The organism is Paracoccus onubensis, from assembly GCF_003591515.1.
GTDB lineage: Bacteria > Pseudomonadota > Alphaproteobacteria > Rhodobacterales > Rhodobacteraceae > Paracoccus > Paracoccus onubensis.
Window position 1 is genome coordinate 227,018 of sequence record NZ_QZCG01000006.1, and the last position, 24,230, is coordinate 251,247.

The 24,230-nt window shown below is 58.5% G+C and carries 21 protein-coding genes and 1 tRNA gene; 7 read left to right on the plus strand and 15 right to left on the minus strand.

Annotation, left to right across the window (positions count from 1 at the left end):
- Positions 1-16 precede the first annotated feature (16 nt).
- The 3 genes from D3P04_RS10605 to D3P04_RS10615 all read left to right on the plus strand — a co-directional run bounded on the left by D3P04_RS10605 (position 17) and on the right by D3P04_RS10615 (position 5,261).
- Positions 17-1,606, plus strand: coding sequence for a lysine--tRNA ligase (locus D3P04_RS10605; protein ID WP_119748635.1), 1,590 nt, complete (start codon positions 17-19; stop codon positions 1,604-1,606).
- A 189-nt stretch (positions 1,607-1,795) separates the two neighbouring features.
- Positions 1,796-4,090 (plus strand): glycosyl hydrolase family 28-related protein, encoded by a 2,295-nt coding sequence (locus D3P04_RS10610; protein ID WP_119748637.1) that lies wholly within the window; start codon positions 1,796-1,798, stop codon positions 4,088-4,090.
- 91 nt (positions 4,091-4,181) lie between these two features.
- Positions 4,182-5,261 carry a PA0069 family radical SAM protein gene (locus D3P04_RS10615; protein WP_119748639.1) on the plus strand — a complete coding sequence of 360 codons (1,080 nt, stop codon included), beginning with the start codon at positions 4,182-4,184 and terminating at the stop codon, positions 5,259-5,261.
- 42 nt (positions 5,262-5,303) lie between these two features.
- On the opposite strand, the gene mtaB is transcribed toward D3P04_RS10615, so the two are convergent.
- Together mtaB and dapF are read right to left on the minus strand one after the other, a co-directional pair.
- Positions 5,304-6,557, minus strand: a complete 1,254-nt coding sequence (mtaB, locus tag D3P04_RS10620; RefSeq protein ID WP_119748641.1) for a tRNA (N(6)-L-threonylcarbamoyladenosine(37)-C(2))-methylthiotransferase MtaB — start codon at positions 6,555-6,557, stop codon at positions 5,304-5,306.
- A complete protein-coding gene (gene dapF, locus D3P04_RS10625; protein ID WP_182912805.1) occupies positions 6,554-7,384 on the minus strand; it encodes a diaminopimelate epimerase in 831 nt (276 codons plus the stop codon). The genes mtaB and dapF overlap by 4 nt, the downstream gene beginning before the upstream one ends.
- A gap of 92 nt (positions 7,385-7,476) precedes the next feature.
- Here dapF and D3P04_RS10630 point away from each other — a divergent pair.
- Positions 7,477-7,552, plus strand: a tRNA-Lys gene (locus tag D3P04_RS10630).
- Positions 7,553-8,126: 574 nt separating this feature from the next.
- On the opposite strand, the gene D3P04_RS10635 is transcribed toward D3P04_RS10630, so the two are convergent.
- The 9 genes from D3P04_RS10635 to D3P04_RS10680 all read right to left on the minus strand — a co-directional run bounded on the left by D3P04_RS10635 (position 8,127) and on the right by D3P04_RS10680 (position 14,280).
- Positions 8,127-9,254: a phage major capsid protein gene (locus tag D3P04_RS10635; RefSeq protein WP_220475306.1), complete on the minus strand. Its 1,128-nt coding sequence runs from the start codon at positions 9,252-9,254 to the stop codon at positions 8,127-8,129.
- A gap of 55 nt (positions 9,255-9,309) precedes the next feature.
- The gene (locus D3P04_RS10640; protein ID WP_119748645.1) at positions 9,310-10,005 is read right to left on the minus strand and encodes an HK97 family phage prohead protease; all 696 of its coding nucleotides are present in this window, start codon (positions 10,003-10,005) and stop codon (positions 9,310-9,312) included.
- A gap of 152 nt (positions 10,006-10,157) precedes the next feature.
- Positions 10,158-10,403: a hypothetical protein gene (locus D3P04_RS10645; RefSeq protein WP_119748647.1), complete on the minus strand. Its 246-nt coding sequence runs from the start codon at positions 10,401-10,403 to the stop codon at positions 10,158-10,160.
- Positions 10,390-10,611 (minus strand): hypothetical protein, encoded by a 222-nt coding sequence (locus D3P04_RS10650; protein ID WP_119748649.1) that lies wholly within the window; start codon positions 10,609-10,611, stop codon positions 10,390-10,392. Before D3P04_RS10650 ends, D3P04_RS10645 begins: the two co-directional genes overlap by 14 nt.
- Positions 10,604-12,469 carry a DUF927 domain-containing protein gene (locus D3P04_RS10655; RefSeq protein ID WP_119748650.1) on the minus strand — a complete coding sequence of 622 codons (1,866 nt, stop codon included), beginning with the start codon at positions 12,467-12,469 and terminating at the stop codon, positions 10,604-10,606. Before D3P04_RS10655 ends, D3P04_RS10650 begins: the two co-directional genes overlap by 8 nt.
- On the minus strand, positions 12,466-13,344 hold the full coding sequence (locus D3P04_RS10660) for a DUF7146 domain-containing protein (protein WP_119748652.1): 879 nt from the start codon (positions 13,342-13,344) through the stop codon (positions 12,466-12,468). Before D3P04_RS10660 ends, D3P04_RS10655 begins: the two co-directional genes overlap by 4 nt.
- A complete protein-coding gene (locus D3P04_RS10665; protein ID WP_147391913.1) occupies positions 13,341-13,541 on the minus strand; it encodes a hypothetical protein in 201 nt (66 codons plus the stop codon). Before D3P04_RS10665 ends, D3P04_RS10660 begins: the two co-directional genes overlap by 4 nt.
- Positions 13,531-13,746 carry a helix-turn-helix transcriptional regulator gene (locus D3P04_RS10670; RefSeq protein ID WP_119748656.1) on the minus strand — a complete coding sequence of 72 codons (216 nt, stop codon included), beginning with the start codon at positions 13,744-13,746 and terminating at the stop codon, positions 13,531-13,533. Before D3P04_RS10670 ends, D3P04_RS10665 begins: the two co-directional genes overlap by 11 nt.
- Before the next feature lie 318 nt (positions 13,747-14,064).
- Complete coding sequence (locus tag D3P04_RS10680; protein ID WP_119748660.1) at positions 14,065-14,280, minus strand: hypothetical protein; 216 nt, start codon at positions 14,278-14,280, stop codon at positions 14,065-14,067.
- Between the two features lie 84 nt (positions 14,281-14,364).
- Here D3P04_RS10680 and D3P04_RS10685 point away from each other — a divergent pair, with 84 nt between their 5' ends.
- Positions 14,365-14,589: a helix-turn-helix domain-containing protein gene (locus tag D3P04_RS10685; protein ID WP_119748662.1), complete on the plus strand. Its 225-nt coding sequence runs from the start codon at positions 14,365-14,367 to the stop codon at positions 14,587-14,589.
- Positions 14,586-15,146 carry a hypothetical protein gene (locus D3P04_RS10690; RefSeq protein ID WP_119748664.1) on the plus strand — a complete coding sequence of 187 codons (561 nt, stop codon included), beginning with the start codon at positions 14,586-14,588 and terminating at the stop codon, positions 15,144-15,146. The genes D3P04_RS10685 and D3P04_RS10690 overlap by 4 nt, the downstream gene beginning before the upstream one ends.
- Before the next feature lie 8 nt (positions 15,147-15,154).
- Here D3P04_RS10690 and D3P04_RS10695 read toward each other — a convergent pair whose 3' ends face one another.
- Both D3P04_RS10695 and D3P04_RS10700 read right to left on the minus strand, forming a co-directional pair.
- Entirely contained in the window at positions 15,155-15,883 is a 729-nt protein-coding gene (locus D3P04_RS10695; protein WP_147391914.1) for a hypothetical protein, read from the minus strand.
- 436 nt (positions 15,884-16,319) lie between these two features.
- Complete coding sequence (locus D3P04_RS10700) at positions 16,320-17,597, minus strand: tyrosine-type recombinase/integrase (protein ID WP_119748668.1); 1,278 nt, start codon at positions 17,595-17,597, stop codon at positions 16,320-16,322.
- Positions 17,598-18,182: 585 nt separating this feature from the next.
- On the opposite strand from D3P04_RS10700, the gene D3P04_RS23680 reads away from it, so the two are divergent.
- Complete coding sequence (locus D3P04_RS23680) at positions 18,183-20,279, plus strand: YecA family protein (protein ID WP_182912806.1); 2,097 nt, start codon at positions 18,183-18,185, stop codon at positions 20,277-20,279.
- A 176-nt stretch (positions 20,280-20,455) separates the two neighbouring features.
- Here D3P04_RS23680 and D3P04_RS10710 read toward each other — a convergent pair whose 3' ends face one another.
- Both D3P04_RS10710 and D3P04_RS10715 read right to left on the minus strand, forming a co-directional pair.
- Entirely contained in the window at positions 20,456-23,092 is a 2,637-nt protein-coding gene (locus D3P04_RS10710; protein ID WP_119748670.1) for an AAA family ATPase, read from the minus strand.
- Positions 23,089-24,213: a metallophosphoesterase family protein gene (locus tag D3P04_RS10715; RefSeq protein WP_119748747.1), complete on the minus strand. Its 1,125-nt coding sequence runs from the start codon at positions 24,211-24,213 to the stop codon at positions 23,089-23,091. The genes D3P04_RS10710 and D3P04_RS10715 overlap by 4 nt, the downstream gene beginning before the upstream one ends.
- Positions 24,214-24,230 lie beyond the last annotated feature (17 nt).

Here is a 24,230-nt window from a genome sequence, read left to right on the forward strand (position 1 = left end):
TACAGGAGAAAATGCGATGACCACCTTGCGCGATGCCGCGATGAAATCGAAGGCCTGGCCGTTCGAAGAGGCGCGCCGGGTGCTGAAACGCTTTGAAAAGAAGCCCCCCGAGAAGGGTTACGTTCTGTTCGAGACCGGTTATGGCCCCTCGGGTCTGCCGCATATCGGTACCTTTGGCGAGGTGGCGCGGACGACGATGATCCGCCGCGCCTTCGAAATCATCAGCGATATCCCGACCAAGCTGATCTGCTTCTCGGACGATCTGGACGGAATGCGCAAGGTGCCGGAGAATGTGCCGCAACCCGAATTGCTGCGCGAACATCTGCAAAAGCCGCTGACCTCGGTGCCCGACCCGTTCGGGCAGTATGAAAGTTTCGGACAGCATAACAATGCCATGCTGCGCCGCTTTCTGGACACGTTCGGATTCGAATATGAATTCATCAGTGCCACCGATTTCTATCGCTCGGGCCGGTTCGATCCGGTGCTGCTGCGTGCGGCCGAGCAATATGACAGGATCATGGAGGTGATGCTGGCCAGCCTGCGCGAAGAGCGGCAGCAGACCTATAGTTGCTTCCTGCCGATCAGCCCGACATCCGGACGCGTGCTTTATGTTCCCATCAAGCATGTCGATGCCCGTGCCGGCACGATCACCTTCGACGATGAGGGTGAGGAACTGACCCTGCCGGTGACGGGTGGTCAGGTCAAATTGCAGTGGAAACCCGATTTCGGCGCCCGGTGGGCCGCGCTTGACGTGGATTTCGAGATGTACGGGAAAGATCACTCCACGAATACGCCGATCTATGATCGTATCTGCGAGATACTTGGCGGCAGGAAACCGGAACATTTCACCTATGAATTGTTTCTTGACCAGAACGGGCAGAAGATCAGCAAATCCAAGGGCAACGGCCTGTCGATCGACGAATGGTTGACCTATGCTGCCACCGAGAGCCTGTCTTACTTCATGTATCAGAAGCCCAAGACGGCAAAGCGGATGTATTTCGACGTCATTCCCAAGGCGGTGGACGAATATCATCAGCAATTGCGCGCCTATCCGGAACAGACCACCGAACAGAAACTCATGAACCCGGTGCGGCATATTCATGGCGATAACGTGCCCGCCTCGGATCTGGTCGTGTCGTTCCAGATGCTGCTGAATCTCGCCTCGGTCGCGGGCGCCTCGGGCAAGGAGGGGCTTTGGGGTTTCATTCGCCGCTATGCGCCCGAAGCCAGCCCCGAAACCCATCCCGGACTCGATCAGGCTGCAGATTTCGCCCTGCGCTATTTCAACGATTTCGTGGCGCCTGCACGGCAGTTCCGGGCTCCGGACGATATCGAGCGCAGGGCGATGGAAGATCTGGCCGCGCGGCTGGCCGAATGGGGCCAGCCCGTTGATGCGGAAACCCTGCAATCCATGGTGTTCGCGGTCGGAAAAGACCACGGGTTCGAACCTTTGCGGAACTGGTTCAGTGCCTTGTATCAGGTGCTGCTGGGCGCGGATCAGGGACCGAGGTTCGGCGGCTTCGTCGCGCTTTACGGGATCGATGAAACCCGCGATCTGATCGAACGCGCGCTTGCCGGTGAGTTGCTGGCAGCGCAATCGTCATAGGAATTTCCGGCAGGAGCGGATGGCAACCACCGCCCCTGCCCGCCTCTGCAGAAACCCTGCCACATCGCCTCTTCAGGGATCGCAACGCCCGCTCTGTTCAGTCCGGATTAACGATTGGTGAATTATCTCCTGCCCCTGCGGCAGAGGGAATCCCCTGCTTGCCGCATCGCATCTTCGGGGAGACAGGGCATGACAATCGCGATCACCAATCACCTTCTGCTTACGCCTGCGCCGTTCAGCGCCGGGCTTGAGCTTTGGTCACAGGGCAACGGCACCGAGAACGAGGCAAACTGGGCCGAGGCGCATAATGCGGGTATCGTTCCGGATGATCAGCATTTCGGCACCTGTCTGGAAATCCGCAAGGAAAGAGCGACCACAAGAATACGATATCAGGGCGACACCCCGGTCATTCCGGGCACCTATTTGCGTGTCTCGGCGAGGGTCAAGATTCTTTCAGGGCCGTTATGCAGCGTTCGTATCGCCGGCTGGCCGCGCGACCAGGCGCGCATGCATGTATCGGGACTGACCCAGACGGGGCCCGTGGTTGCGATCCGGAAATATAACCAGATCGTCGAGGTCAGTGCCATTGTCGGCCCGGGATCCCGCCCCGGAGTGGATCTGGCCTGGGGCATCAAACCGGCATTCGGTCATTTCGGCCTTGATCTGATCGGCGACAATGGCGGCGCGGTCCGGATCGAATCCCTGCGGATCGAGAATGTCACGACCGGTTTTGTCCCTGCGCTAATCGATTGGGTGGATGTTCTGGATTTTGGCGCCAAAGGCGACGGGATCACCGATGATCGCGACGCCTTCCTTGCCGCCGATCATGCGGCGAATGGCGGCAGCATCCTTGTGCCCGAGGGCGAATATTTCATCGGCGGCAATCTGAGCATCAATTCACGGATCCGCTTCAAGGGTAGATTAAAGACATCAGCTTCGACACGAGTGTCGCTGTTGAAAAGTTTCGACCTGCCGACCTATGCGGATGCGTTCGGAGGCGAAACCCCGGGCTTCAAGAAAGCCCTGCAAGCATTGCTGGGATATACCGATCACGTGACTCTCGATCTGTGCGGGCGCAGGGTCGAGATTGCCGAACCGCTGGAAGTGCATCGTCTGGCACCCGATCTGCGCGGATATTCCAATCGGCGGGTGATCGCGAATGGCAGTCTGCTTGCCACTGCCGGAGATGCGTGGAATTCCAAACTTGCGCGTAGCACGGCAAGCTATGATCCCGCCGATCCGACGGCACTGACCAATGTCGAGAATATCGCGACGATCGAGCCCGGCAGTCAGGTGACGGGAACCGGCGTCGGCCGCGAGGTCTATGTCAAAAGCCGGAACATCGACAGGCGCAGGCTGGAACTGTCTCAGCCGCTATACGGTGGTGCGGGAACCCGGCGCTACAGTTTCGAAAGATTCCGTTACCTGCTTGACTTTTCGGGGCTGGAACAGCTTGCCCGCTTCAATTTCGTGGATCTCGACATCAATTGCCAGGGCGTCGCCAGTGCGATCATGCTGGCGCGCGACGGCCAGACCAATGCGATCCGCAACTGCTATATCACCCGCCCCAAAGATCGCGGAATCACCTCGATTGGCCGGGGCTGTCAGGATCTGATGGTGGATAGCTGTCAGTTCATCTCGAACGAGCTCGACATCCTTGCACAGGAACGCAGGAGCATCGCCATCAATGTCAACGCGAATGACGTGAAGATCCGTCACAGCCGGTTCGTGCGTTTCGCGCATTTCATGATCGCTCATGGCGGCGGTCATATCATCAGCGGCAATCACTGGTTTCAGGGCGACAGCGCGGATGCGGGCCTGCGTTATGCCGGGCTGGTGCTGACGCAGCCGCACGTGCAGGTCACGATCACCGGGAACTATGTCGACAATGCCTCGATCGAGTGGACGAATGAACATAGCGAATACCCGGATTTCAATGGCCAGCAATACAGCTTCGGCGCCCTGACCATCACGGGCAACACATTCCTGACCGGCAGTTCCGTCCCGTGGTTTTCCTGGCTGGTCGTCAAGCCATATGGGGCGGGACATTACCTGCATGGACTATCCGTCGTGGGGAATGTCTTCAAAACGCATGACAGCATCGTGGAGCGGATCGAGCGCGTGGATAATTCGATCGCGGAGCTCGATTATGGCAAGATGCGGAATGTGCATTTCACGGAGAACACTTTCAACGGCGTCTCTACCTATGTCGCGAATCCGCTGCTGGTTTCGATCAATCAGACCGGTGCGTCCAAAACATGGACGTCACCGGAACTGAACGGGTTACCCTTCAAAGGCCAGGCGATGTCTGTCGCCTCTGTCGTGGCCGAAAGCCGGATTACCAATGCCTCTGGTGACGCGATCACCCAAATGCCCTGGGTGCAGACCCAGATCGGCACGCGCAAACGCCAGATCCGGTTGAACTGGTCCAGTCCCGCAAAAGGCAGAATTGCCGCCTATGCGCGGATGGACCGGCCCTATTAGGGCGGTTCAGGGAAAGAAACCTGCAGATTCACCATTGCGGCGATGAAAAGTTCTGCTGGATTTTGTTCTTGTTTTGTTCTATATATATCCCATGCTGCCACCTCGCAATCCAGATGAACGCCTGAAAGCCCGCGGCGCGGATACCCGCCCCGATGGCCGGTTCGAACGGCTTCAGCGGATACGCGAATCCGATGGCTGGGATATCGAAGAGGAAACCCACCTGCTTAAAACCGATCTGATGATCGAGCGTCCGCGTTCGATCATCACGCGCAATAGCTCGCCGGATATCGGTTTTGATCGCTCCATCAATCCTTATCGCGGCTGTGAACATGGTTGCGTCTATTGCTATGCGCGGCCCAGCCATTCCTATCTGGGGCTGTCGCCGGGGCTGGATTTCGAAACGAAGATCACCGCCAAGCCCAGCGCAGCGCAACTGCTTGAGAAAGAGCTTGCCCGGCCTTCCTACAATGCCGCGCCAATCGCCCTGGGGACCAATACCGACCCTTATCAGCCGATCGAGGCGAAGCTGGCGATTATGCCCGGAATTCTGCGGGTGCTGCGTGACTGGAACCATCCGGCGACGCTGGTGACGCGCGGGCGGACGGTGCTGCGCGATATCGACCTGTGGGCCGAGATGGCGGCAAAGGATCAGGCGGAGATCGGGATCAGCGTGACCACATTGGATGCCGAACTCGCACGGCTTCTGGAACCGCGCGCACCGGCCCCCCGAACCCGGCTTGGCATGATCAGGGAGTTGTCGCATGCGGGCGTGCCGGTCCGGATCATGGTTTCCCCGGTGATACCGGTCCTGACCGAGGCCGAGATCGAATCGATATTATCCGCCGCCCGTGATGCCGGAGCCAGAAGGGCAAGCATGATCCCGCTGCGCCTGCCGCGGGAGGTCGCGCCGCTGTTCCGGGACTGGCTGGAGCGTCATCGGCCGGGGATGGCCACACATGTCATGAACCGGGTTCAGGCCATGCGCGGCGGTCGCGATAATGATCCGCGTTACGGATTTCGCTTCACCGGCACCGGGATAGAGGCGCAATTGATGCGTCAGCGGTTCCGGTTGGCGAGGAAACGTCTGGGATTTCGGGAAAGCAGGCCGCCATTGGATTGCAGCCGCTTCGGTCCTCCGGCACGAAGAGGCGATCAGCTCAGCCTGTTCTGAAACCCGGCCCGATCACATCGAATGCGAAACCGGCCGCGTCATTCACGCCACAAGCCGCGTGCCGTCCTGCCCGGAAATTTCCAGTTTCAGCAATGTGCCCTCGGGCTGTTCCGTCGCAAAGCTGACTTCGGTGAATTGTTCCGTCCGGCCAAGCCGCGGCCCTTCGGTCAGCACATGATGAACACGCCCGACCTGTGCGGTCAGATGTTGTTGTAACGCCTTGTCCCCCGCCTCGCGCAGCTTTGCCGCGCGTTCGCGAATGACCGGCCCCTTTACCGCGGGCATCCGTGCCGCCGGAGTTCCCTTGCGAGCGGAATAGGGAAAGACATGCAGGAAGGTCAGGCCGCATTCCTCGACCAGTCGCAGGGAATTTTCGAACATCGCATCGGTCTCGGTCGGAAAACCCGCGATGATATCCGCGCCGAAAACGATTTCCGGGCGCAGGCGGCGGGCTTCTTCGCAGAAACCGATTGCATCATCGCGGAGGTGACGGCGTTTCATCCGTTTCAGGATCATGTCATCGCCCGCCTGCAACGACAGATGCAGATGCGGCATCAGCCGGGATTCGGTTGCGATCGCAAGCATCAGATTCTCATCTGCCTCGATCGAGTCGATGGAGCTGATCCGCAGGCGCGGCAGATCCGGCACCAGCCGCAAAATCCGCATCACCAGATCGCCCAACCGGGGCTGCCCGGGCAGATCGGCGCCCCAGGACGTCAGATCGACGCCGGTCAGGACCACCTCGTTGAAACCACGCCCCACCAGACGCTTGATCTGCTCGACCACCACGCCCGCAGGCACGCTGCGCGAATTGCCACGGCCATAGGGAATGATGCAGAAGGTACAGCGGTGGTCGCAGCCATTCTGCACCTGCACATAGGCGCGATGCCGGCCGAATCCGTCGATCAGATGCCCCGCCGTTTCCTTGACCGACATGATATCATCGACGCGGATCTTCTCGGTCTCGCCGATCAGGTCGGGCGTGCGCATATTCGCCCATGTCTCGGGCTGCATCTTCTCGTGATTGCCGATCACCCGGGTCACTTCAGGCATGGCGGCAAAGGTTTCAGGCTCGGTCTGCGCCGCGCAGCCGGTCACGATCACCGGCGCGCCCGGATTTTCCCGCGCCAGCCGCCTGATTTCCTGCCGCGCCTTCCGCACGGCCTCGGCAGTCACGGCGCAGGTATTCACCACGACCGCCCCCGACATTCCCGCCGATTCGGCCATCTCGCGCATCGCCTCGGTTTCATAGGCGTTCAGGCGGCAACCAAGTGTGGAAAAGACCGGCGCGCTCATTCGGATAACCATTCCGGTGTCAGAACGCCTGAAAAGACATGCGAAGTCGCGCCCTCCATCCAGACGCCATCCTCGCGCCAGTCAATATGCAGGACGCCGCCCGGCACATTCACTTTGACGCGCCGATCTGTAAGGCCGCGCCGCGCCGCCGCCACCGCTGCCGCGCAGGAACAAGAGCCAGAGGCCAGTGTCGGGCCCGTCCCCCGCTCCCATATCCGCAGCAGGATTTCATCGGCGGACAGAACCTGCACAATCTCGACATTGCTGCGTTCGGGGTAAAGGGGGTGATGTTCGTGCCTGGCTCCGAATCCTTCCAGATCGACGGCGGCGGCATCCTCGACGAAGAAGGTCATATGCGGATTTCCCATGCCCGTCGCAACGGGATCGCCCGGAATCGGCAAATGATCGATATCGACATCCCGTGCCAGAGGTATCTGCCGCCAATCAAGTACGGGATGGCCCATATTCACCCGTGTCAGCCCTGCCCCGGCATCCTCGGCCTGCAGGGTCCCGTGATCGGTGCGCAAACTCAGGCGGTCACGGCCGGTTTCATCCATGACATAGCGCGCAATGCAACGTGTCGCGTTCCCGCAAGCGGCACTGACCGATCCGTCAGGATTCCAGAATCTCAGCCGCAGATCGGCCTGTGCATCCATTTCTATCGTCGCAAGCTGGTCGAAACCGATCCCCCGGTTCCGGTCGGCAATGCGCATGATCAATCCTGTCGCCGGAGGTTGTCCCCCGGCGCGCAGATCGATCACGACAAAATCATTGCCCAGCCCGTGCATCTTCATGAAGGGCAGAGCGGCAGGAAGATCAACACTCATGCTCCGCATATAAGGTGCCGTAAAAAAATCCGCCAGAGAGGAATGATTTCCGCTTGACGCTCCTCGCGGGGGCACCTAGTAAACCCCCCGTTGGGCCCGTAGCTCAGTTGGTAGAGCAACTGACTTTTAATCAGTGGGTCACAGGTTCGAATCCTGTCGGGCTCACCAAAGAATTCAAAGGCTTAGGCGAAACCGCCTAAGCCTTTTTCTTTGCGCGGCTACCACAGGTCTACCACGAAAAACGCAGCCAAACGCAGCAGGAAAACAGGGTACCGAACATGAACGGGAAGCTGTAAAAAGCGTTGTAACCCTGTAACCTTGTAACCTTGTAACCGATATATATAAGTATATGTTTTTATTATATATTAAATACTTTTTTCTATCTCTCATAGGTTACAGACAGGTTACAAATCTTAAAATCGTGTAACCATTCAAGCTATTGATATTATTGTAAACTCCATTACGGCGGGAGCCGGGAAGGAAAAAATAGCTCTAAAATGGGGTCACTTCATGCGCAAGAAGCGGCATAGCGCCATCTATCGCAACAGACTGAAACGAATAGATAAACTGTAATCTTGCCGGTCAGCCGAAATTGCGCCGACAACGAAAAAAAATCTCCGAATGAGTGGGACGCGGGTCTGCGGCGATCCGACTTTCAGAGTTTTTAACCACCCCTCCCGTTCATGAGAAAAGCCGGGGCATCTCTGCCCCGGCCTGTGCCGCGCTAAATCTTTATCCTGTATCAGGGAGCCGGAGCCGGGAACTGCCCATAGGTGAGAGCCCTCGGCTTCTTCACGGCCAACGCCAGCCGCTCCTCGGCCAGTATCGCAACCATGTTCCGAGTGAAGAAATCGGCATGTTCGGTCGATACAGTGACGGACGGCAACCAACGATCATAGATCGTGGCCGCAGCTGCGAACCGGCCAACCAGGAAGTCGCCTTTCGGCATGGCGGTGGTCTGAACCACGGGCAGACCAAACAAGCGTGGCGCAACCTCACTGCCCGGAGCCCCGAGGATGTATTTACCATCATTGTCCTTCAGGAGGCGCATTGCCATGAAGTCCGAGGGATGCAGCACCACGCCATCAGCCGGTTCATTCGCCAACGAATTTTGCAGGATCGCGGTAGCGATCGTGTCGATCTGCGTTGGCCCTGCCAGTGCCAGCGGATCAACGTAAGCAGTGGCTTGTGGAATCAGACCGTGCAGATTCGGGCTGACGCCATCACCTGCCAAGATTTGCAACTCTTCGGCTTCGCGCAATCCATCGCGCAATTCAGTATCGATCAGATCGCGCAGCTGCGGGGCATCCTCGAGGATTTGACGCGAAGCCGGAATCCAATGCGCGATCACGCGCGTCTGGACCGTGACAAGCTCCAATACCATGGCCGACTCAGGCTTCAAGGCCGTTTCAGCCACCGGCGCAGCCGCAGTTGGGCGTTGAGTCTGGTTGACATACTCGACGCTGTTTCCCGAAACCTCGACCACCGAAAGCAAATCACGGATCGTTGGCTGCTGACGCGACATCGTGGTGATATCGCGATCTCGGGTCGGACGCACCATCGCCCCGGCGCTATCCGGGCCATTGGTCAGCGTGGCCTTGACTTCCATCCGGAACCGGCCGGGACGGCTCCGATCCTCGGCAAAGCTTTTCAGCTGATTATTTGCAACAAATTGCTCGCCCCAGGTTTCACTGCCGGAAGAACCGAAATCGAAACCGCCCCGCCTGCCTAGGGACGAGAACTGTTGCGCCAGGTCTTGGGTGAATGCGGCATTTTCAGCCGTCTTTTCCTCGACCTCTTTGATTTTATCAAGGGTCAGATCGGCATGTTGCCCGAACTTCTTGGACAGAGCCTCGAAGGGATCGCCCACATCCTTGGTTTCGATCAGGTGTCGACGCGCAGCAGCGGCTGCGCGGATATCTTGATTACCTTGCATTGTAGTTCCTCATTTTCGTGGTGGCCTGCTCGATTTGCTCGGCCAGTTTCATGGCGCGCTCATGCGCGTCCGTAGCAGGTGCCAGCGCCGGGAAACCTCCCGCCGCAAAGCGTTGCGCAGCCGCCTTCGACAGCCCTGCATCGCGTAGGAACCTGACGGCTTCGGATTTTGTGGAAAGCAGGGGGGCTTCCTTGACGCCCGTCACCACGGCATTGCGGTTCGCGGGCAAGGTGACCAGTGAGACTTCTACCAGATCAACCTCCTCGAGGAGCCAGGCACCGTCACCGACATAGCGCCGACCGTTCTTAGGGGTGGAATACCCGATCGAGAACCCGCCAACGTCACCTGCCCGGGCATGCTCGAAAGCTTCCCGTCCTGCCTCGGTTTTCAGGTTGAGTTGGCCGTTGACGCGAAGCCCCTTCTTTTCATCATGAAAAGACAGCCAGCGTCCGATCGGGATTTCAGCCCGGTGCTGCCATAGCATGACCGGCATGGTACCGCGCTTTTCATGCTCTTCCAGCGATTTCCGATATGCGCCAGGCGCAACGATATCGCCGTAAGTGTCCGGCTCGCCGCCATAGGTTGACGCCCATCCGGTGATACGGCCCTCGCTGTCTGCCTTGGCCTCAAGCTCGATCGCAGCTGCCGTGCGCAATTCGTCTGCATATTTTTGAGTGATTTCCATAGCCACCTCTTGTTGACACGGAAGAAATGGGCGTGATGCCCGCTCTTGAATCGTGCCCGGTTAGGTGGCCGGTGCTATCGAAGCTGACAGTCGGTAAGGGGGCCGATCAGGTCAACACCAAGATACCCTTTGCGCAGGCACGAAACAAGGTTTCAGTTGATATTCGTCACACCCTTCGGCAGGTTTTCGACATTGAATCTGGCGGAAATTTCCGCGTAATTCGCAAATACCTCCTGCGCCCTGTCTTTCCCGGCATAAATAGCCAAATGGGTGGCGCAAAAGAGAAGCATTTCATCGATCACCGCACCCAAGGGAGCGCCCGCTTCCTCGACCAGGTTTTGGGCCGTCGCCGTGATGGCATTCTTCACGGCCCGCCGATTTTCATCAGTCGTCGTCATTGCTTGGATCCTTTCGATTTTTATAATCCGTTGATACCCCGGCGCGCGCCTCGGCCTCGCGCCGGTCAAGTCCGCCATCGAATTCCATGATCGCGGCCCGTTCCTCAGCCAGATCACGCGCCAAATCGGGATCGTACGCAGCCTGTTCCTGCCGCAACCGGGCGAACAACTTTCGCAAACCATCCCAATCCGGCGCGCGCTCAGTCATTGCTATGCACAACCTCCCCCGTGAGTGCGGCCAGATCGATCTGATAAAGCCTGACCAACGCTTTTTCGGACGGCACCTTGAACGGCTTTGACAGGTCCAAAACCTTCGAGCCGCGCCTAGTCACTTCGTGACGAACAATCACTCCGTCATCGGCCAACCCATCGAGGACCGCTTTCCGATCGAGCCCGGAGAGAAGCTCCGCCATGCCGGAAGCATGCAGGTAGAATTCAGGCACCGAGGCCGGTTCATCATCAATCGGCCGCTTCACATACCCGAGGGCATTCGTCCGGATCACCGTCCGGGGATCGTGGAACCAAGGCAAGAAGCGACTATGCCCGTCAGCCTCGATAGCGCGGCGCAAGCGCGCCTTGGCGTCCGCTACCTCGCCGGAGCCATGCCCGCCACGCTCGGACAGCCAGTCTTTAAAGCAGCGCAAAACAGATCGAAGCGCCTCCCCCTCGGGCCAGCCTGTAATTTCAAGATTGGTCGCAACCTCGCCAGCGGCGGCAACCAGCGCGAAGCGATCTGCGACCCGGCGCACCTGACCATCTGCGCCGATCGGTACGGCTGCCGCGAGAAATTCCTTCCGCATCCCTTCAATGCCGGTCCGCCATTCAGCCAGGTTCGGCACCAATGCACGTAAAAATTCCCGTGACGGATTACCGTAGTATCGACCGGATGCGATCTTGAGGCGCTGCGCAAACGTTGCCGCGTGAGGGATATCATGAAGATCCTCGAACAGGCCGAGACCGGCACCGGCGTCGGCGCGCAGATCGACAACCCGGACCTCCATTCCCGCGGCGACCCGTCCGCCAGATTCCTTGATTTTATCCTCGAGGCCGATTTCGCCGGAGGATAGGAATATCAACTTCCATTCGTGGGATTTCCGCGCCTGACCCTCACGGCCCGCACGTGCTTTGCCTTGCCCGTTGCTCAACATATACGCGGCATGCGCCGCCGCTCGGCCTTCAACCTGGGCAAGCTCATCGAGGCAGAGGCATGCCGAATTGTGCATCGCGGCCAGTGCCTCTAGCGCGTTATCTGTTGCGCGCCAGCTCTGGACATAACCACGGGGACCGCCACCGCCCCATACGGAACCGGCGACAGCAAGCGCAGTCGATTTACCCGATGAAGAGGAGCCGCGAAAATGGAAACCGCCGCCCTCTTCGCCGGTCAATGCAAGTAAGGGCGCTGCAAATGCGGCAGACAATGCGAGGACAAGCCGGGAATTCCCGATCGCCTGCCGCGCCACCTGGTCGCGCCATTCATCAAGTGTGCCCGATGTAGCCAAGGCGTGATCAATCGGCGCCGCTGTCTGCAAAATGACACGCTCGGCGGCCTCGCCGGCGGTTATGGTTTCATCGGGCAAAACAAACGCCTCGCCATGCCATCCGATGCCGGAGACACAGCGGGCGCGATCCTCTGGATCAGCGGCAATCAGGAATTCCAGCAACCAATCACGCCACTTTCGACCGGCACCGGGAACCGGCTCCCACCCGAGGCGTAACAGCTCGGCCCGGATCGCCTCGCCAGAGCCTGCCAACAGCGCAGCTGGCATAGCCCAAAGGTGACGCTCACCATCACGGTCAACGATTTCGAGAAGGCGACCGTGATCTTGGCCTTCACGTGATCGCGTCCGCGCCAGAACATTCAATTCCGATCCGAAAGGAACCCACCGCTTCCGGGTTTCACCGTCCAGATCGGAACTGGTTTCGTGCCAAAGCTGGCCGTTTTCGATTTTAAACGGGAAGTGCTTGCGGCTTTTTTGCTGGCGCTTCCCGCTCCCGCCAACCCGCTTTTTTTCCGCTGCCTTCGTGGCCTCGACCACCTGGGCGGCTATTTCGCTTTCGCCGCTCACGAATTACCCCGCAAAATATCGTTGAAATCTTCACCCTCAGTCTGAGGATGGATGATCGAAACCGCGCGTCCCTCGGCCTCGAGGCGCTTCGCGGTATCCTCGGCCGCCGACAATCCGGCCGGATCGTGATCGGCGCAAATCACGACGATCGCGGCGGCAGGCAAAGGAGGCAGCACTACCGCCTTCATGCCGGACGTAGATAGGCAGGCCCACACGGTCAGGCGCGAGGCGCGCGAAACGGAAAGTGCCGTCTCGATTCCCTCGGCCAGGGCAATTACAGGTGCATCGGGACCGAACCGAACAGCACCCCACCTGGACGGTCCGAGCATCATCTTCGCGCAGATCACATCCGCCTTGCCGGAACCGTCCGGAGCCAAAAACGTGCGATGCACCCCGAGCGCGTGCCCCTTCGGGCTGCGAATCTGCGCGATCATCGCTGGGAGCCGCTGGCCGGTCGGAGCGTGAAAAGCTTCCGGATGGAAACGCAGCGAGCGTTGCAACTTGCTGAATCTCAGGCCGATGATCCCACGCGCTTCCAGGTAGGTTTGCGCCGGAGTGCCTTCGCAGATGATACTTTCGGCGAAAAGCTCACGGGCTTTGCGCCATCGCACCTGCCTGCTCGGATCATCATCATGAGAACGAATTGCCGGGGCAGGCTTGGCAGTCCCGTCCGTCAAGCCGATACGCTTCAACTCCGGCCAAACCGCGCAGCCGCCCTTATGACAATAGGTCAGCAGCGCACCCGCGCGATCGGTCAACGACAGCGCCCGCTGATCGCGCCGCCCCTCCGGCTGGCAAATGGGGCATGGCGCGAGGCCGGAGCCGCCGCGCCAATCACCGCCCAGAGTTTTCGTGATCCTTTCGGCGTCTGTCATTTTTCCTTTCCGTCAGCGAGGCGATCCAGCCGCGTACCGAGCTCGACCAGGTGAGATTCAACCTGATCCAACCGATCGCTAACTTTCTCCAATTCATCAGTTGCATCCCGTGCGAGCTGATGCGCATTTCCGGCATCGCGCTTGGCTTCCTCGACGTGATCGGCCACACTGCGACCGTCCCACCCCTCAACCGGCATGACGATCATCCGATGTTGAAGCGCGACGATGCTGCTCGATCCAGGCGCGCACGTCTCCGCAGCGATAACGGACGCTCCTGCCAAACTTGACCATCGCGGGACCGCCGCCCTTCACTGCCGCGATTTCGAGAAAGCGCCGTGAAATGCCGAACCGATCTTCGACTTCCTGACGCTTCAACAGCTTGTCATCATCAGAATTGCTCATAGTTTCGCCCTCTATCGTTGATACGATCAGGACTGCACCGAGCCGCAACGAGTGTCATTTCATTTAAATCTGGGAAGAATTTATATAAATTCCCGGAATTATTCTGAAACTGATCGCGGCCGATAATCTTCAAGATCTTCCTCGAGCTCGAGAGCCATCCTCGCTATGATCTCGCACACCGAAACCATCACCGACTCGAAATCAACGACCGGATAAGCGCCTGCTTGGGCGCGAAGAGCAGCCGTTGCCAGGTGCCGAATCTGCGTGGCCCGGTCTTCGAGGCTCAGGGGGTTAACTAATGGTGTATAGTCTCGCATGTCAGTGTCCCTTCAGCTTCGACAATCGGATGCGGACATGCTCGATCTTGAACTTCGCAGCCGTAATCCCTTCTCCGACAGCATTGCCATGAACGCTGTGCAGCGCTTCGGACGCCATATCGATCAATTCGAGGTAATTCTGGAGGTGCATCAGATCATCCTCGATAGAGAGGATTTCAGGCAAGCCGGGTACGTTCCCGGAAATCGGGTTCTGCATTGTGAATGCTCCATGGCAATGTTAGTATTTTGATCTAACATCAACCAAATCCACAAGACAAGATTAAAATTGTAAGGTTGGACTATGACACCAGAACAATGCCGAGCTGCGCGCGCGATTATTGGAATTTCTCAGGATGAGTTGGCCGCTCGATCCGAAGTGGCAAAAGCTACAATTGCAGCATTCGAACTCGGCCAACGACAGCCATATGCACGCACCCTCGCAGCCATCCGCACCACACTTGAATTTGCCGGGGTAATCTTCATCGAGGAAAACGGTGACGGGCCGGGCGTGAGGTTAAAAAAATGAGATCGAGCGATCGCTCCAAAATGTCTCTGATACAATCCGGAAGGCTGAATATTTTTGAACGATACAGGAGCGAATACGCCACTTACGGATTTGCGATTTCGCATTTCTCGGGTTTGGAGCAGGGTCTTCTAGCCGTGTTTATCCATTTGGATGAAAGGCCAGCAGAAGACTCAATCGCAGCTTACTGGAGCATCAAATCATGTCGCGGCCGCTATGAATGGATTGAAAAGAGAGTAAAAAATCTGTCGCCGAGAGATGATTTTGCGCGTTCGTGGCTTTCCATCCGTGACAGATTAGATCACGCGATCGAGGTGAGGAACCAATTAGCCCACGGAGAATTCACGCCTATCGGGATCTCTCATGATCAGGAAATTGTGGGCTTTTGGGCGCGTCTCGCCAAAACTGCGTCGACCGCCCAGTTGTCCTTCAACAACGACACCAAAATGATCGAAGGCTGCCCCTTCTTCTCAGCAGAACAACTTATTGAGCAGGGACTCGAGTTTATAGACTTATCGGAAAACCTGTTCGCAATACTGAATCGCGAAAGAAATCGTTAAATGATGGGTTAAATCGCAGCCTTAAGCGCTCTATCTACCTTTCCTCGGATACGCTTCTCGATCGCATCGGACGATTGTCCAGGAAGAACATCTGCCTCATTTATAGCCTTACGAACGGCCTTAGAAACGATTTCGCCAGCGTTTTTCAAAGCAAGCGCTCGCTGAACTACCGGGGAATCCGTATCATCATATCCGGTTCCCGGCGGCCGCCCCCGCCCCTTCGGTTCGGGCGCTTCCAAGGTCAGATCACTCACCGTCAGAGCAAACAGGATTTCTTCGGTCGAATGCGGGTAAGTGTCGAGTTCCTCCCCGCGATACAGCTTTGCTGCCTGCCCTTTGAAGATCTCGCTCAGTGCCACGATCGGCGTTTCATTCGCGCGCATGTCTGCGATCGGCACGGTTCCGTCATAGACATTCTCGCACCAAGGGAGATTGTCGCGCAGAAACGGGCCGATGATCGGGAAGCGAAATAGATGCTCCCAGGTAAAGTCGAAGTTTCGGATCGTGAACGTTGCCGCCAAATCCTGCCGGGTTTGCCAATCCACCTGATCGTCTCTGTAATAGGCGGAATGCATTCCCCTTGCCTCTTCGAAGAGGTTTAGTCGGTGCGTCTCGATCGGCCAGTATTTTGGGCTCTGGTCATGCATCTTCTGGTGAGATTGATAGACTGCCAAGCCGAGCGTGATGATCCCTTCCGGGGTCAAAAGTGATAGCTTTCCGCGTCGTGACGTTGCCATGTTTCACCCCCTCGCAAGGGCTCGCACAAGGGGCGCGCGGCAGCGGGGTGCGAGTTCGCCCGCGTTCGGCTGGCCGGCCTAGCCGCGCCGGATGATTCTAAGCCGGAAAACCGCGAAGGCGCAAGAGGCATCGCATACTATATGTTGTGGCGCAAAAATGCGCAAAACGGCATTTTTAGGCTATGTTAATGCTAACTTTTGCGCCTGAATTTGGGGCTGGGAAATAGTTGAATCCAGCGATTGCTGGGTTTTCATCCCGCTTGGGGGTTACAAAAATAAAAGCGTGTAACCGAGTCGGAAATTTTTGTAACTTTTTTATAAATATATATCAATTGTTTATCTCAGCAGTTACAAGGTTACAGAGGTTACAACATTTTTCGGTTATGTATGAGTAAGGAACAGAGGTGCAGAGGACACAAGATGTTGTGCCTAGACCTCAACTGCTAGAGCGATTTTTCAGGTCGATCTGCACCACATCTGCACTCCCTCCCGGCCCTTTCATGAACCCGGCAATCAGCCCTCCAGCACGATCGGAGGCCGCGCGGAGAGGGTCAGTTGAGAGGTGCGCATAGCGCGCAGTGGTCGCCTGGTCACGATGCCCGAGAAGTGCCCCGATGACCGGCAGCGAATCTCCCCTGGCAGCCATGACGGACGCGAAGCTGTGGCGCAAGTCATGGGGCCGCACATCGGGGATGCCGGCCGCTTTCCGCACCTTGCCCCAGGGCGTTTTCAAGTTCTCCAGCGGAACCTCCGGATCGGTATAGCTGCCGCCCCGGAGCACATAACCTTTCCCGTCCTTCGGCATGTCCAGGCCTCGCAGCACCTCGAGGGCGGGCGCGTTGAGCATGATCGGCTTGCGCCGATTGCCTTTGCTGTCAGGCAGGTTGAAGCGGCGTGCTGTCCAGTCGAGCCATTCCCATCGAAGCGAAAGGATCTCGCCATGACGCGCACCGGTGAAAACCAACAGCCTGATCGCAGCAGCCTGGTACCGACTGACATTCAGGAGCCTGGTACGTCCATTCTCGGTTAGGGTCAGTTCACCTCGCTCTGCCCTCGCCAGAGAGTCGCCCAGGGCCGCGAATTCGGCGGCTGACAGGTAGCGCTCTCGAGCCCGTTCTGGATACCTCTCGACATCGGAAACCGGGTTGGAATGCCTCGGTCGATATCCCCATGTTTCTGCCAGCTTGAATGCTTTTGCCAGGAAAGCGCGAGCACGGTTGGCCTGGTAAGGCGTATCAGCTCGCGCGGCATGAAATCGCGCGATATCCGCTGTGGTCGCATCCGCGATCTTAAGATGCCCAAGCGCCGGCCGAATTTCCTTTTCGATCAAACGGCGTACTTCCTTGACGGTGCTGGCCTTGTTCTTCCGCTCGACATGGTTTGCTAGGTATTCGTTCAGCAGCTCCGAAACAGTCGGGTTCCGGCGTCGTTCCAGCTTATCACCTGCTGGATCGCCGCCAGTTGCGATACATGCCGCCCAGTCGCGCGCCACGTCACGCGCCTGGTCAGGCGTCAGCGTGCCGTGCTTGCCGATAGTCCCCCAGCGGACGCGACCAGTTCGGCCGCCGCCAACACGATACTTGAAAGTGTAGGTTTTCCCGCCGGAAGGGCTTATCCGAACACCGAAACCGGTGATCTCGGTATCCCATGCGATATAGCGTTTTCCCGTGGTCTTCAAAGCGTCAACAGTGCGCTTCGAAATCTTGATGTGCATAGTCAGTGGCTCCTGCGGCTACCACGCGGCTACCACAGAATCGGAAACCGCATGAAACTCAGCGAAACAACGAATCCCCAAAACCGCCAGTAAAACAAGGGGAAACTGGCCCTCCTGAAACTCTGCGAAACTACGTGAAACAACTGTGAATGAAACTTTTAATCAGTGGGTCACAGGTTCGAATCCTGTCGGGCTCACCAAAGAATTCAGAGGCTGTCAGGTGACATGTAAGTTGTCCATTTTTGACAGCTTTTTGTCCATTTGTGACAGATATGCTGTCCATTGTGCGGCACGGTCCTCGAGTTCCAAGCAAAAACTTCCCTGCGCTCGGCGACGAAAGCCCTCAGGCAATGATGATCGAGCAGGTCAGAATACGCAGAGGGCGGATTGCGGACGTTCGCTGCGCTGGACGCGAATGTCAGCTATCGGTCGCCGCGCTATACTGATCCCGCTGGGCGGCAATCTCGCAGTTGTGTTGTAAAATAAAACGCTGGATTTTGGTTGCAAAATCATCGCACCATAACAGTGTGATTACCATCCATCGAAATTTTATTGTTCATGAGTTGTCTCAAGGAGTTGTCGCGAGTGCGAACTGAGGAAAAGTGCTTTCAGGAACTTATCGAACTGTGCCGAAGCCCGGGTTTTGCGCACGCAATCGCGATGTTCTGTTTCCGAGACAATTGGATCGGTTTCAAAGATCAAATGACTGGCAAGCTGATTGCGGACAAGAAAACACCGCAACGTCTTGTACGTACCGAGATTGCATCGTTGATCGGTGGGCTACTTGGAGGCAGCGGGTCAATTGAACTTCCCGATCAAGCCGTGACCGCGGAGTATCTAGAGCGAGCAGAGCGCTTACTTGAAGAAATTCATCAATGCATGATTAAAGACGCCTTCTCCGATTGGGATGCGGATAGCTCCCCCCTTTCTACAGGAGAGGCGATCAGAGAAGCAGCCTTTTATGCGACCGAAAGCGCGTACGCGTTTCAGTACATTGAATTTGCGGAAATGCGTTACCAGCAGGATGAGCAATGGCTTGCAGAAAACGTAGGGTTTACTCTCAAAGATGCCAAAATCATTGTCGACGCGATTGTTGATATCCAGTCCCAAAAGGCGATGCGTCAACTTGAAAACCTTAGGAAGACTGACCCGGCACTTTGGACAATACTTCCAGCATTCGAGCTAGAGCAAGGAGAGGTAGTCAGTGCTTCAGGCTTGCCAGAGAAAACAGTTGAGGCTTTCTTCGATGCTTTCACCTGTGATGTCAGTTCCGAGAGTTCGTCTTTTAAATCGGTAACGGACTTCAACATTACCTCCGCAAGGCCCATCGTCCTCTTGGGTGGGCGGTACTTCTTGTTTCAATACGTCAGCCTGACGGAAGCTATTTATGAGTCTCCGGCTCATTGGATGTACCAAGACGCGGCATACAGAGCGAAGGCATCCGCAAATAAAGGCCACTTCACAGAGGCGATTACCTTTCAGTTTCTAAAAAAGGTCTTCGGTGACGAGCACGTATTCCAAAATTTGGATCTTTTTGATGGCTCAAAGAAGGTCGGTGAAATTGATGTCTACGTTTCCTTCGGTGAAATCGGGATCGTTTTTCAGTGCAAGTCACAAAAGCTGACTGCCGCCTCGCGGAGCGGCAACTTAGTAAGAATACAGAAAGACTTCCAACTCGCAATTCAGGAGGCTTACGATCAGTGCCGAGCGTGCTTTAACGGTCTGAAAACTGAGAACATAGTTGCAAAGGACGCGGCCGGAAATGTGGTTGAGCTGAAAAAGCCAGAGCGAGTGTTTCCGATTACGGTTATCTCGGATCACTATCCAGCACTGAGCATTCAAGTTCAACAATTCCTGAAGACCGATTCCACTGAAGGTTTTGAAAACCCGCTTTGCGTCGATTTATTCACTTTAGATGTTCTTTCGGAACTGGTTCCCTCTCCTATTCGAGTCCTAGCCTACTTAGAGCGCCGTGCTCTTTACTATGATAGGATCATGACGACGAACGAGTTGGGCGTTCTTGGCTTTTTCCTGAAGGCAAACCTCTGGCTTGAAACCGAAAATGATTTCCTAAACCTCGATGACAGTCTGGCGAGCGATATCGATGCCGCCATGATTGTGCGTAGGGAAGGTCTTCCGGGAAAGGATACTCCGGAAGGACTTCTGACTCGTTTCAAAGGTACATTCGTCGGTCGTGTAATCGATGATGTCGATCGAAATCCCAACGCTCTCTGCGTTGAATTAGGGCTGTCTTTTCTGGAAATGGGAGAAGACGGAATCAACCAAATTGGGGCGTTGGTCTCACGAATGGCAGCGAAGGGAAGAGGTGACGTCACTCTACCAATGGAAAATCGCTCGTCCGGTCTGACTATCCACTGCAACTCTGATCCCCAGTTCCTTGCAGAGCCGTCGTTGCGACAGCACATGGTGCGTCGCAAGTATTTTCAAAAGGCTGAAAAATGGTTGGGTCTAAACGTTGACCCTTCGACCGAGTTGGTCCGTTTCGGCGCATATGTTCGGCAGAAACATGTTTTTGATTATGAGCTTGAAGCACTGATGGCTTCAGCGCCACCCATGGTCAAAACCGAGGATGTCTTGCAGCGGGCCGCACGACGAAAAGTTGGGCGTAACGATAAGTGTCCTTGCGGCAGCGGCAAGAAGTACAAGCATTGCTGTAGTTAGGGCTAAGCTCTGGATTTCAACAAGGTGCGCGACGGAACGCAACTGCTGTTGCCTTCACGCCCTGAGTGTAAGGCGGTGCTGTGATGGGAGCGCGAACGGCAGGAGTTCTTAGAGCGGCCACTCGCCTTCCTTGGCCTGACTGTCCGCTTAGGGCCGCATGCAACGCGCCCCCTTCGTTATGCCCTCTCAATCCGCGCTATCAGCCTTTCGCCGCCCAAGGGGGCAAAGGCGCGTTGGCGGCAGGTCAGGATGATGATCTGCTGGTCCTGGGCCACGCGATGCAGGGCGGTGAACATTGCCTCGATCCGGTCGTCATCGCTGTGGACCAGGGCATCGTCGAGGATCACCGGCACTGGTCGGCCTGAGCCGGCGAAGAGGCGTGCGAAGGCCAGCCGGGTGAGGATCGCCAGTTGTTCGCGCGTGCCGCCGGACAGAATATCCAGCCCCTCGTCCTGGCCGTCACGGGTCAGGGCGATCGGCAGCAGGCTCGTATCGTCAATACGTAGCGCGGCGCCGGGGTGCAGGATCGACAAAAGCGGGTCGATCTCGCGCAGGACGGGGCCGAAATAGGCCTCGCGCGCGGTGCGACGGGCATCTTCCAGTGCAGTGCGCAGACGGGCCAACGCCTTTACCTCGCGCTCATAGCGGGCGGCGCGGGCACTTGCAGTGGCCTCGCGGCCGCGCAATTCCCCAAGCGCCTCTTCGATCCCCTCATCGGCCAGCGCGCCGATAGAGCCATTGACCCCGGCCAGATCGCTTTGAAGGCGTGCGAGATCGCGGCGGCGGCCTTCCACCACCGAACGCAGCCGCGACACCGTCGCCTGCGCCGTGGCCAGGTCGGGCGCGTTTTCGGTCAGGCGAGCAAGGGCAGCGGCTGCCTCCGTTTCCGCCTGGACCAGTGCGGGTTGCGCAGCGGTCAGGTTCTGGACACGGGCTGCGAGATCGACGAGATCTCCCGCCTCGACCTGCACGGCGGCAAGTATTTGATCGGCAGATTGCACGGATGCCTGACGGGCCGCCCGGGATTCGCGCAGGGTGGCATGGCGGGTTTCGGCCTCGTGGCGCTGCGCAAGGGCGGTAGCCTCGACCTCACGCGCAGCCTGAAGCTGGTCTTGCAGCAGGGCGGGCTCTTCGGCGGGTTCGGTTTCGGCCGCGCCTGCGGCGGCACGGGCTTCGGCCAAGCGGGACTGAAGGGCGCCGATACCCTCGGGCGCCAGTTCGGCCAGTAGATTATCCGCCTGCCGGATGGCGCCGTCCAGCCGCTCGGCCTCGGCCAAGGCCTTGCGAGCGGCGGCTATACTCGACGTGCCGCAAGCGGACAGGCTCTTGGCAAGCGCCTCTTCGGCCCGGGTCAGTTGCGCCGCGAGATCGCTGGCGGCGACCAGACCCGGATCAATGGTCATGTGCCCGATGCCGGGCAGATCCAGACCAACCGCCGCGCGCAGCCGGATACCTTCGGGAGCCAGAGGACGACCATCCATCAGCACGCGCGCATCGCCCTGATAGCTGATCTTGACCAGGACCAACCGCGCCTCGTCCTGCAGGGCCAGTCGGTCGCGGATGGCTTGCGCTTCTTCGGCCTTATCCAGCAGGGTACGAGTGATTTTCAGCAGACTGCGGTCGGCGCGATAGGTTTCTCCGGCCGCGCGCTGCCGTTCGGCGCGGTCGTATTCCGTCGCCAGACTGGCCGCGCGGTCCCGGGCAGCAAGGGCCAGTCGGGCGCGCTGTGCATGATCCAGGCGCGCGGCAAGCGCCACTACCTTTTCGCGGGTCGCTTCGTGGCGGATGGCGGCCTCAGCCTCTTGCGCCGCTGTCTTCTCGGTCAGAGATTCAACTTCAGCCAAGGCTTCGCGCGCCTTGTTCTGCCCGGTTCCGGCGCTGGCCAGCCGTGTCTGCAACTGCTGCAACTGGGAAATCGCCTCCGCACCCTGGCTGGTGTTCAGTCGCGCCAGACGCAGATCGGCCTCTGACTTGGCAATGCGTTCGGCATGGGTTTCGGCGGATTTCAGGGCCTGATCTGCCTCTGCCAGCGCCTCGATCTCACGCGCCGAGGCGGTGGCATCCGTCAGCTGGGCCAGATCGCGCGTGATCGCCGCGCGCTGCCGCAATTCCGCACCCAGCCTCGCGGCCTTGACTTCCAGGTACGCACATTCCTCGGTTAGGGTCGCGGCCTCGTCGACGGCCCGCGCCCATTCGCCGCCGGACCTGGGGCGCAGGGTCGAGGTGGCGAGCTTCGCCAAGGCGTCATTCACCCGGGCCAGCACCTGATCCATGCGGCGTCCGCCGGTCATCATCTCGATCTCTCCGGCGACCGAGGAAAGCAGATCGCGTCGCGCATGCAGTGCCCGCTCGCGTTCGGATTTCTCAGAAGCACCCGCGCCTTCGGGTTCCATCCCCAACACACCCTGCCGTACCCAGAGTAGGCCCGAGGGCCCGGCAAGGCCCTGATCGGTCAGCCGGTCGATCCAGGCCTCGGCCTCATCCTCTTGCGCGATCAGCCGTCCCGAGGCATCCAGCACCCGCGCCGCCGGGCGGGACAACCAGCGCTTTTCCACCCGAAAGTGGCCTTCGGGGAGGTCAATTTCCACCGCCGCCTCGGGCGCGCCTCCGGCATGGGGTTGTAGCGTCTTCACCGGGGCCTTTGCGCTGCGATGGGGGTGGAAGAACAGGGCGTGCAACCCGTCGAAGAAGGTCGATTTTCCGAATTCGTTGGGCTGCGACAGGACGGAGATGCCGTCGCCGATCCCGTCAATGCGGGCGCGCTGCCCGGCGAAGCGGCGCAGGTTGGTCAGTTCGATGGCGCGGATCTTCATGCATCGACCTCCTGCACAAGCGCATAAAGCCGGGACAGGGCCAGATCCGCCAGATCGCGGTGGGCCTGCGCCCGGGACGGATCGGCGGATTCGGACAAGAGTGCGTCAGCGGCGCGGCGCAGGGCCCCGCCCCGGTCGATCAGGTCAAGGTCATAGGGCTTGACCTCTGTGGCCACCCGGGCAAGGTCGGTTTCAAACCAGCCGAAATCCGGGGCGATGGCGGCAAGCTGGGTCTCGAAGGCCGCGCGTTCGGCCAGGGTCAGTCGTCCGGCAGCCTCAAGCCGCAGCAGCGTGTCGCGGCGGCGGGTTTCGGGCGGCAGGATATGCGCCAGGCGGGCAGAGATATCCTCACCCGGCAGCATATCCATCACCGGACGCAGCCAGTCAAACTGACCAGTCTGGGCCACGCTGGCCTGCGCCGGTGCCCCGCTGGCTGCGATATGCACCACCAAGGCACCGGGGGCCGTGTCATGTTTGAACCCACCCGACTCGGGCGTGCCGGAATACCAGGTTGCGGGGCCGATCTGCATGCGGCCATGCCAATCGCCGAGGCCCAGATAATCAAGACCCGACAGCCGCGCCCGATCAGGCGGGATAATGCCCGGGCTGCCCTCATCCGAGGTGAAATCCATGATCGCGCCATGACCAAGGCCAATGCGGATCGCGCCTTCGGGTGTCGGGGCGGACATCGCCTCGGTCAGGTCGCGCCCCGGGCGGCGCTGCGTACAGGGGGCGGGTAACAGCCAAACGTCGGAGGCGAGTTCGACCGGCACAGGATCACTCAACACGACAAGGTTTTCTGGCGCATCGGCCTGAACGCGACGCCAGAGTTCGGAGGCTGCCAGGCTGTCATGGTTACCGGGCATCAACATCCAGCGCAGATCACCCTCGGCGGCCATGGCACGCAGGGCGTGGCGCAAGGTTTCGGGCGATGGCGTTTCGGCATCGAAGGTGTCGCCTGCCAGCAGCACATCAATCGCCCCAGCCTCACGCGCCGCCGAAGCAAGACGGGCGATGACGGTATGGCGCGCCTCGCGCAGCCGACCGCGGATATCCTCAGGGAATCCACCATAGGCGCGACCAAGGTGCAGGTCGGAGGAGTGGAGGAACCTATAGGTCATGACGCCTCGCTGCCCGG

Bases quoted from the DNA above. Each gene is read 5' to 3' on its own strand.
- D3P04_RS10650 (WP_119748649.1), bottom strand. From the start codon at position 10,611: ATGACTGAGCGCGCGCCGGATTGGGATGGTTTGCGAAAGTTGTTCGCC.
- D3P04_RS10610 (WP_119748637.1), top strand. From the start codon at position 1,796: ATGACAATCGCGATCACCAATCACCTTCTGCTTACGCCTGCGCCGTTC.
- D3P04_RS10690 (WP_119748664.1), top strand. From the start codon at position 14,586: ATGAGATCGAGCGATCGCTCCAAAATGTCTCTGATACAATCCGGAAGG.
- D3P04_RS10710 (WP_119748670.1), bottom strand. From the start codon at position 23,092: ATGAAGATCCGCGCCATCGAACTGACCAACCTGCGCCGCTTCGCCGGG.
- D3P04_RS10615 (WP_119748639.1), top strand. From the start codon at position 4,182: ATGCTGCCACCTCGCAATCCAGATGAACGCCTGAAAGCCCGCGGCGCG.
- D3P04_RS10715 (WP_119748747.1), bottom strand. From the start codon at position 24,213: ATGACCTATAGGTTCCTCCACTCCTCCGACCTGCACCTTGGTCGCGCC.
- D3P04_RS10645 (WP_119748647.1), bottom strand. From the start codon at position 10,403: ATGACGACGACTGATGAAAATCGGCGGGCCGTGAAGAATGCCATCACG.
- D3P04_RS10660 (WP_119748652.1), bottom strand. From the start codon at position 13,344: ATGACAGACGCCGAAAGGATCACGAAAACTCTGGGCGGTGATTGGCGC.
- D3P04_RS10605 (WP_119748635.1), top strand. From the start codon at position 17: ATGACCACCTTGCGCGATGCCGCGATGAAATCGAAGGCCTGGCCGTTC.
- D3P04_RS10685 (WP_119748662.1), top strand. From the start codon at position 14,365: ATGACACCAGAACAATGCCGAGCTGCGCGCGCGATTATTGGAATTTCT.
- dapF (WP_182912805.1), bottom strand. From the start codon at position 7,384: ATGAGTGTTGATCTTCCTGCCGCTCTGCCCTTCATGAAGATGCACGGG.
- D3P04_RS10700 (WP_119748668.1), bottom strand. From the start codon at position 17,597: ATGCACATCAAGATTTCGAAGCGCACTGTTGACGCTTTGAAGACCACG.
- D3P04_RS10695 (WP_147391914.1), bottom strand. From the start codon at position 15,883: ATGGCAACGTCACGACGCGGAAAGCTATCACTTTTGACCCCGGAAGGG.
- D3P04_RS10665 (WP_147391913.1), bottom strand. From the start codon at position 13,541: ATGCCGGTTGAGGGGTGGGACGGTCGCAGTGTGGCCGATCACGTCGAG.
- mtaB (WP_119748641.1), bottom strand. From the start codon at position 6,557: ATGAGCGCGCCGGTCTTTTCCACACTTGGTTGCCGCCTGAACGCCTAT.
- D3P04_RS10640 (WP_119748645.1), bottom strand. From the start codon at position 10,005: ATGGAAATCACTCAAAAATATGCAGACGAATTGCGCACGGCAGCTGCG.
- D3P04_RS10670 (WP_119748656.1), bottom strand. From the start codon at position 13,746: ATGAGCAATTCTGATGATGACAAGCTGTTGAAGCGTCAGGAAGTCGAA.
- D3P04_RS10680 (WP_119748660.1), bottom strand. From the start codon at position 14,280: ATGCAGAACCCGATTTCCGGGAACGTACCCGGCTTGCCTGAAATCCTC.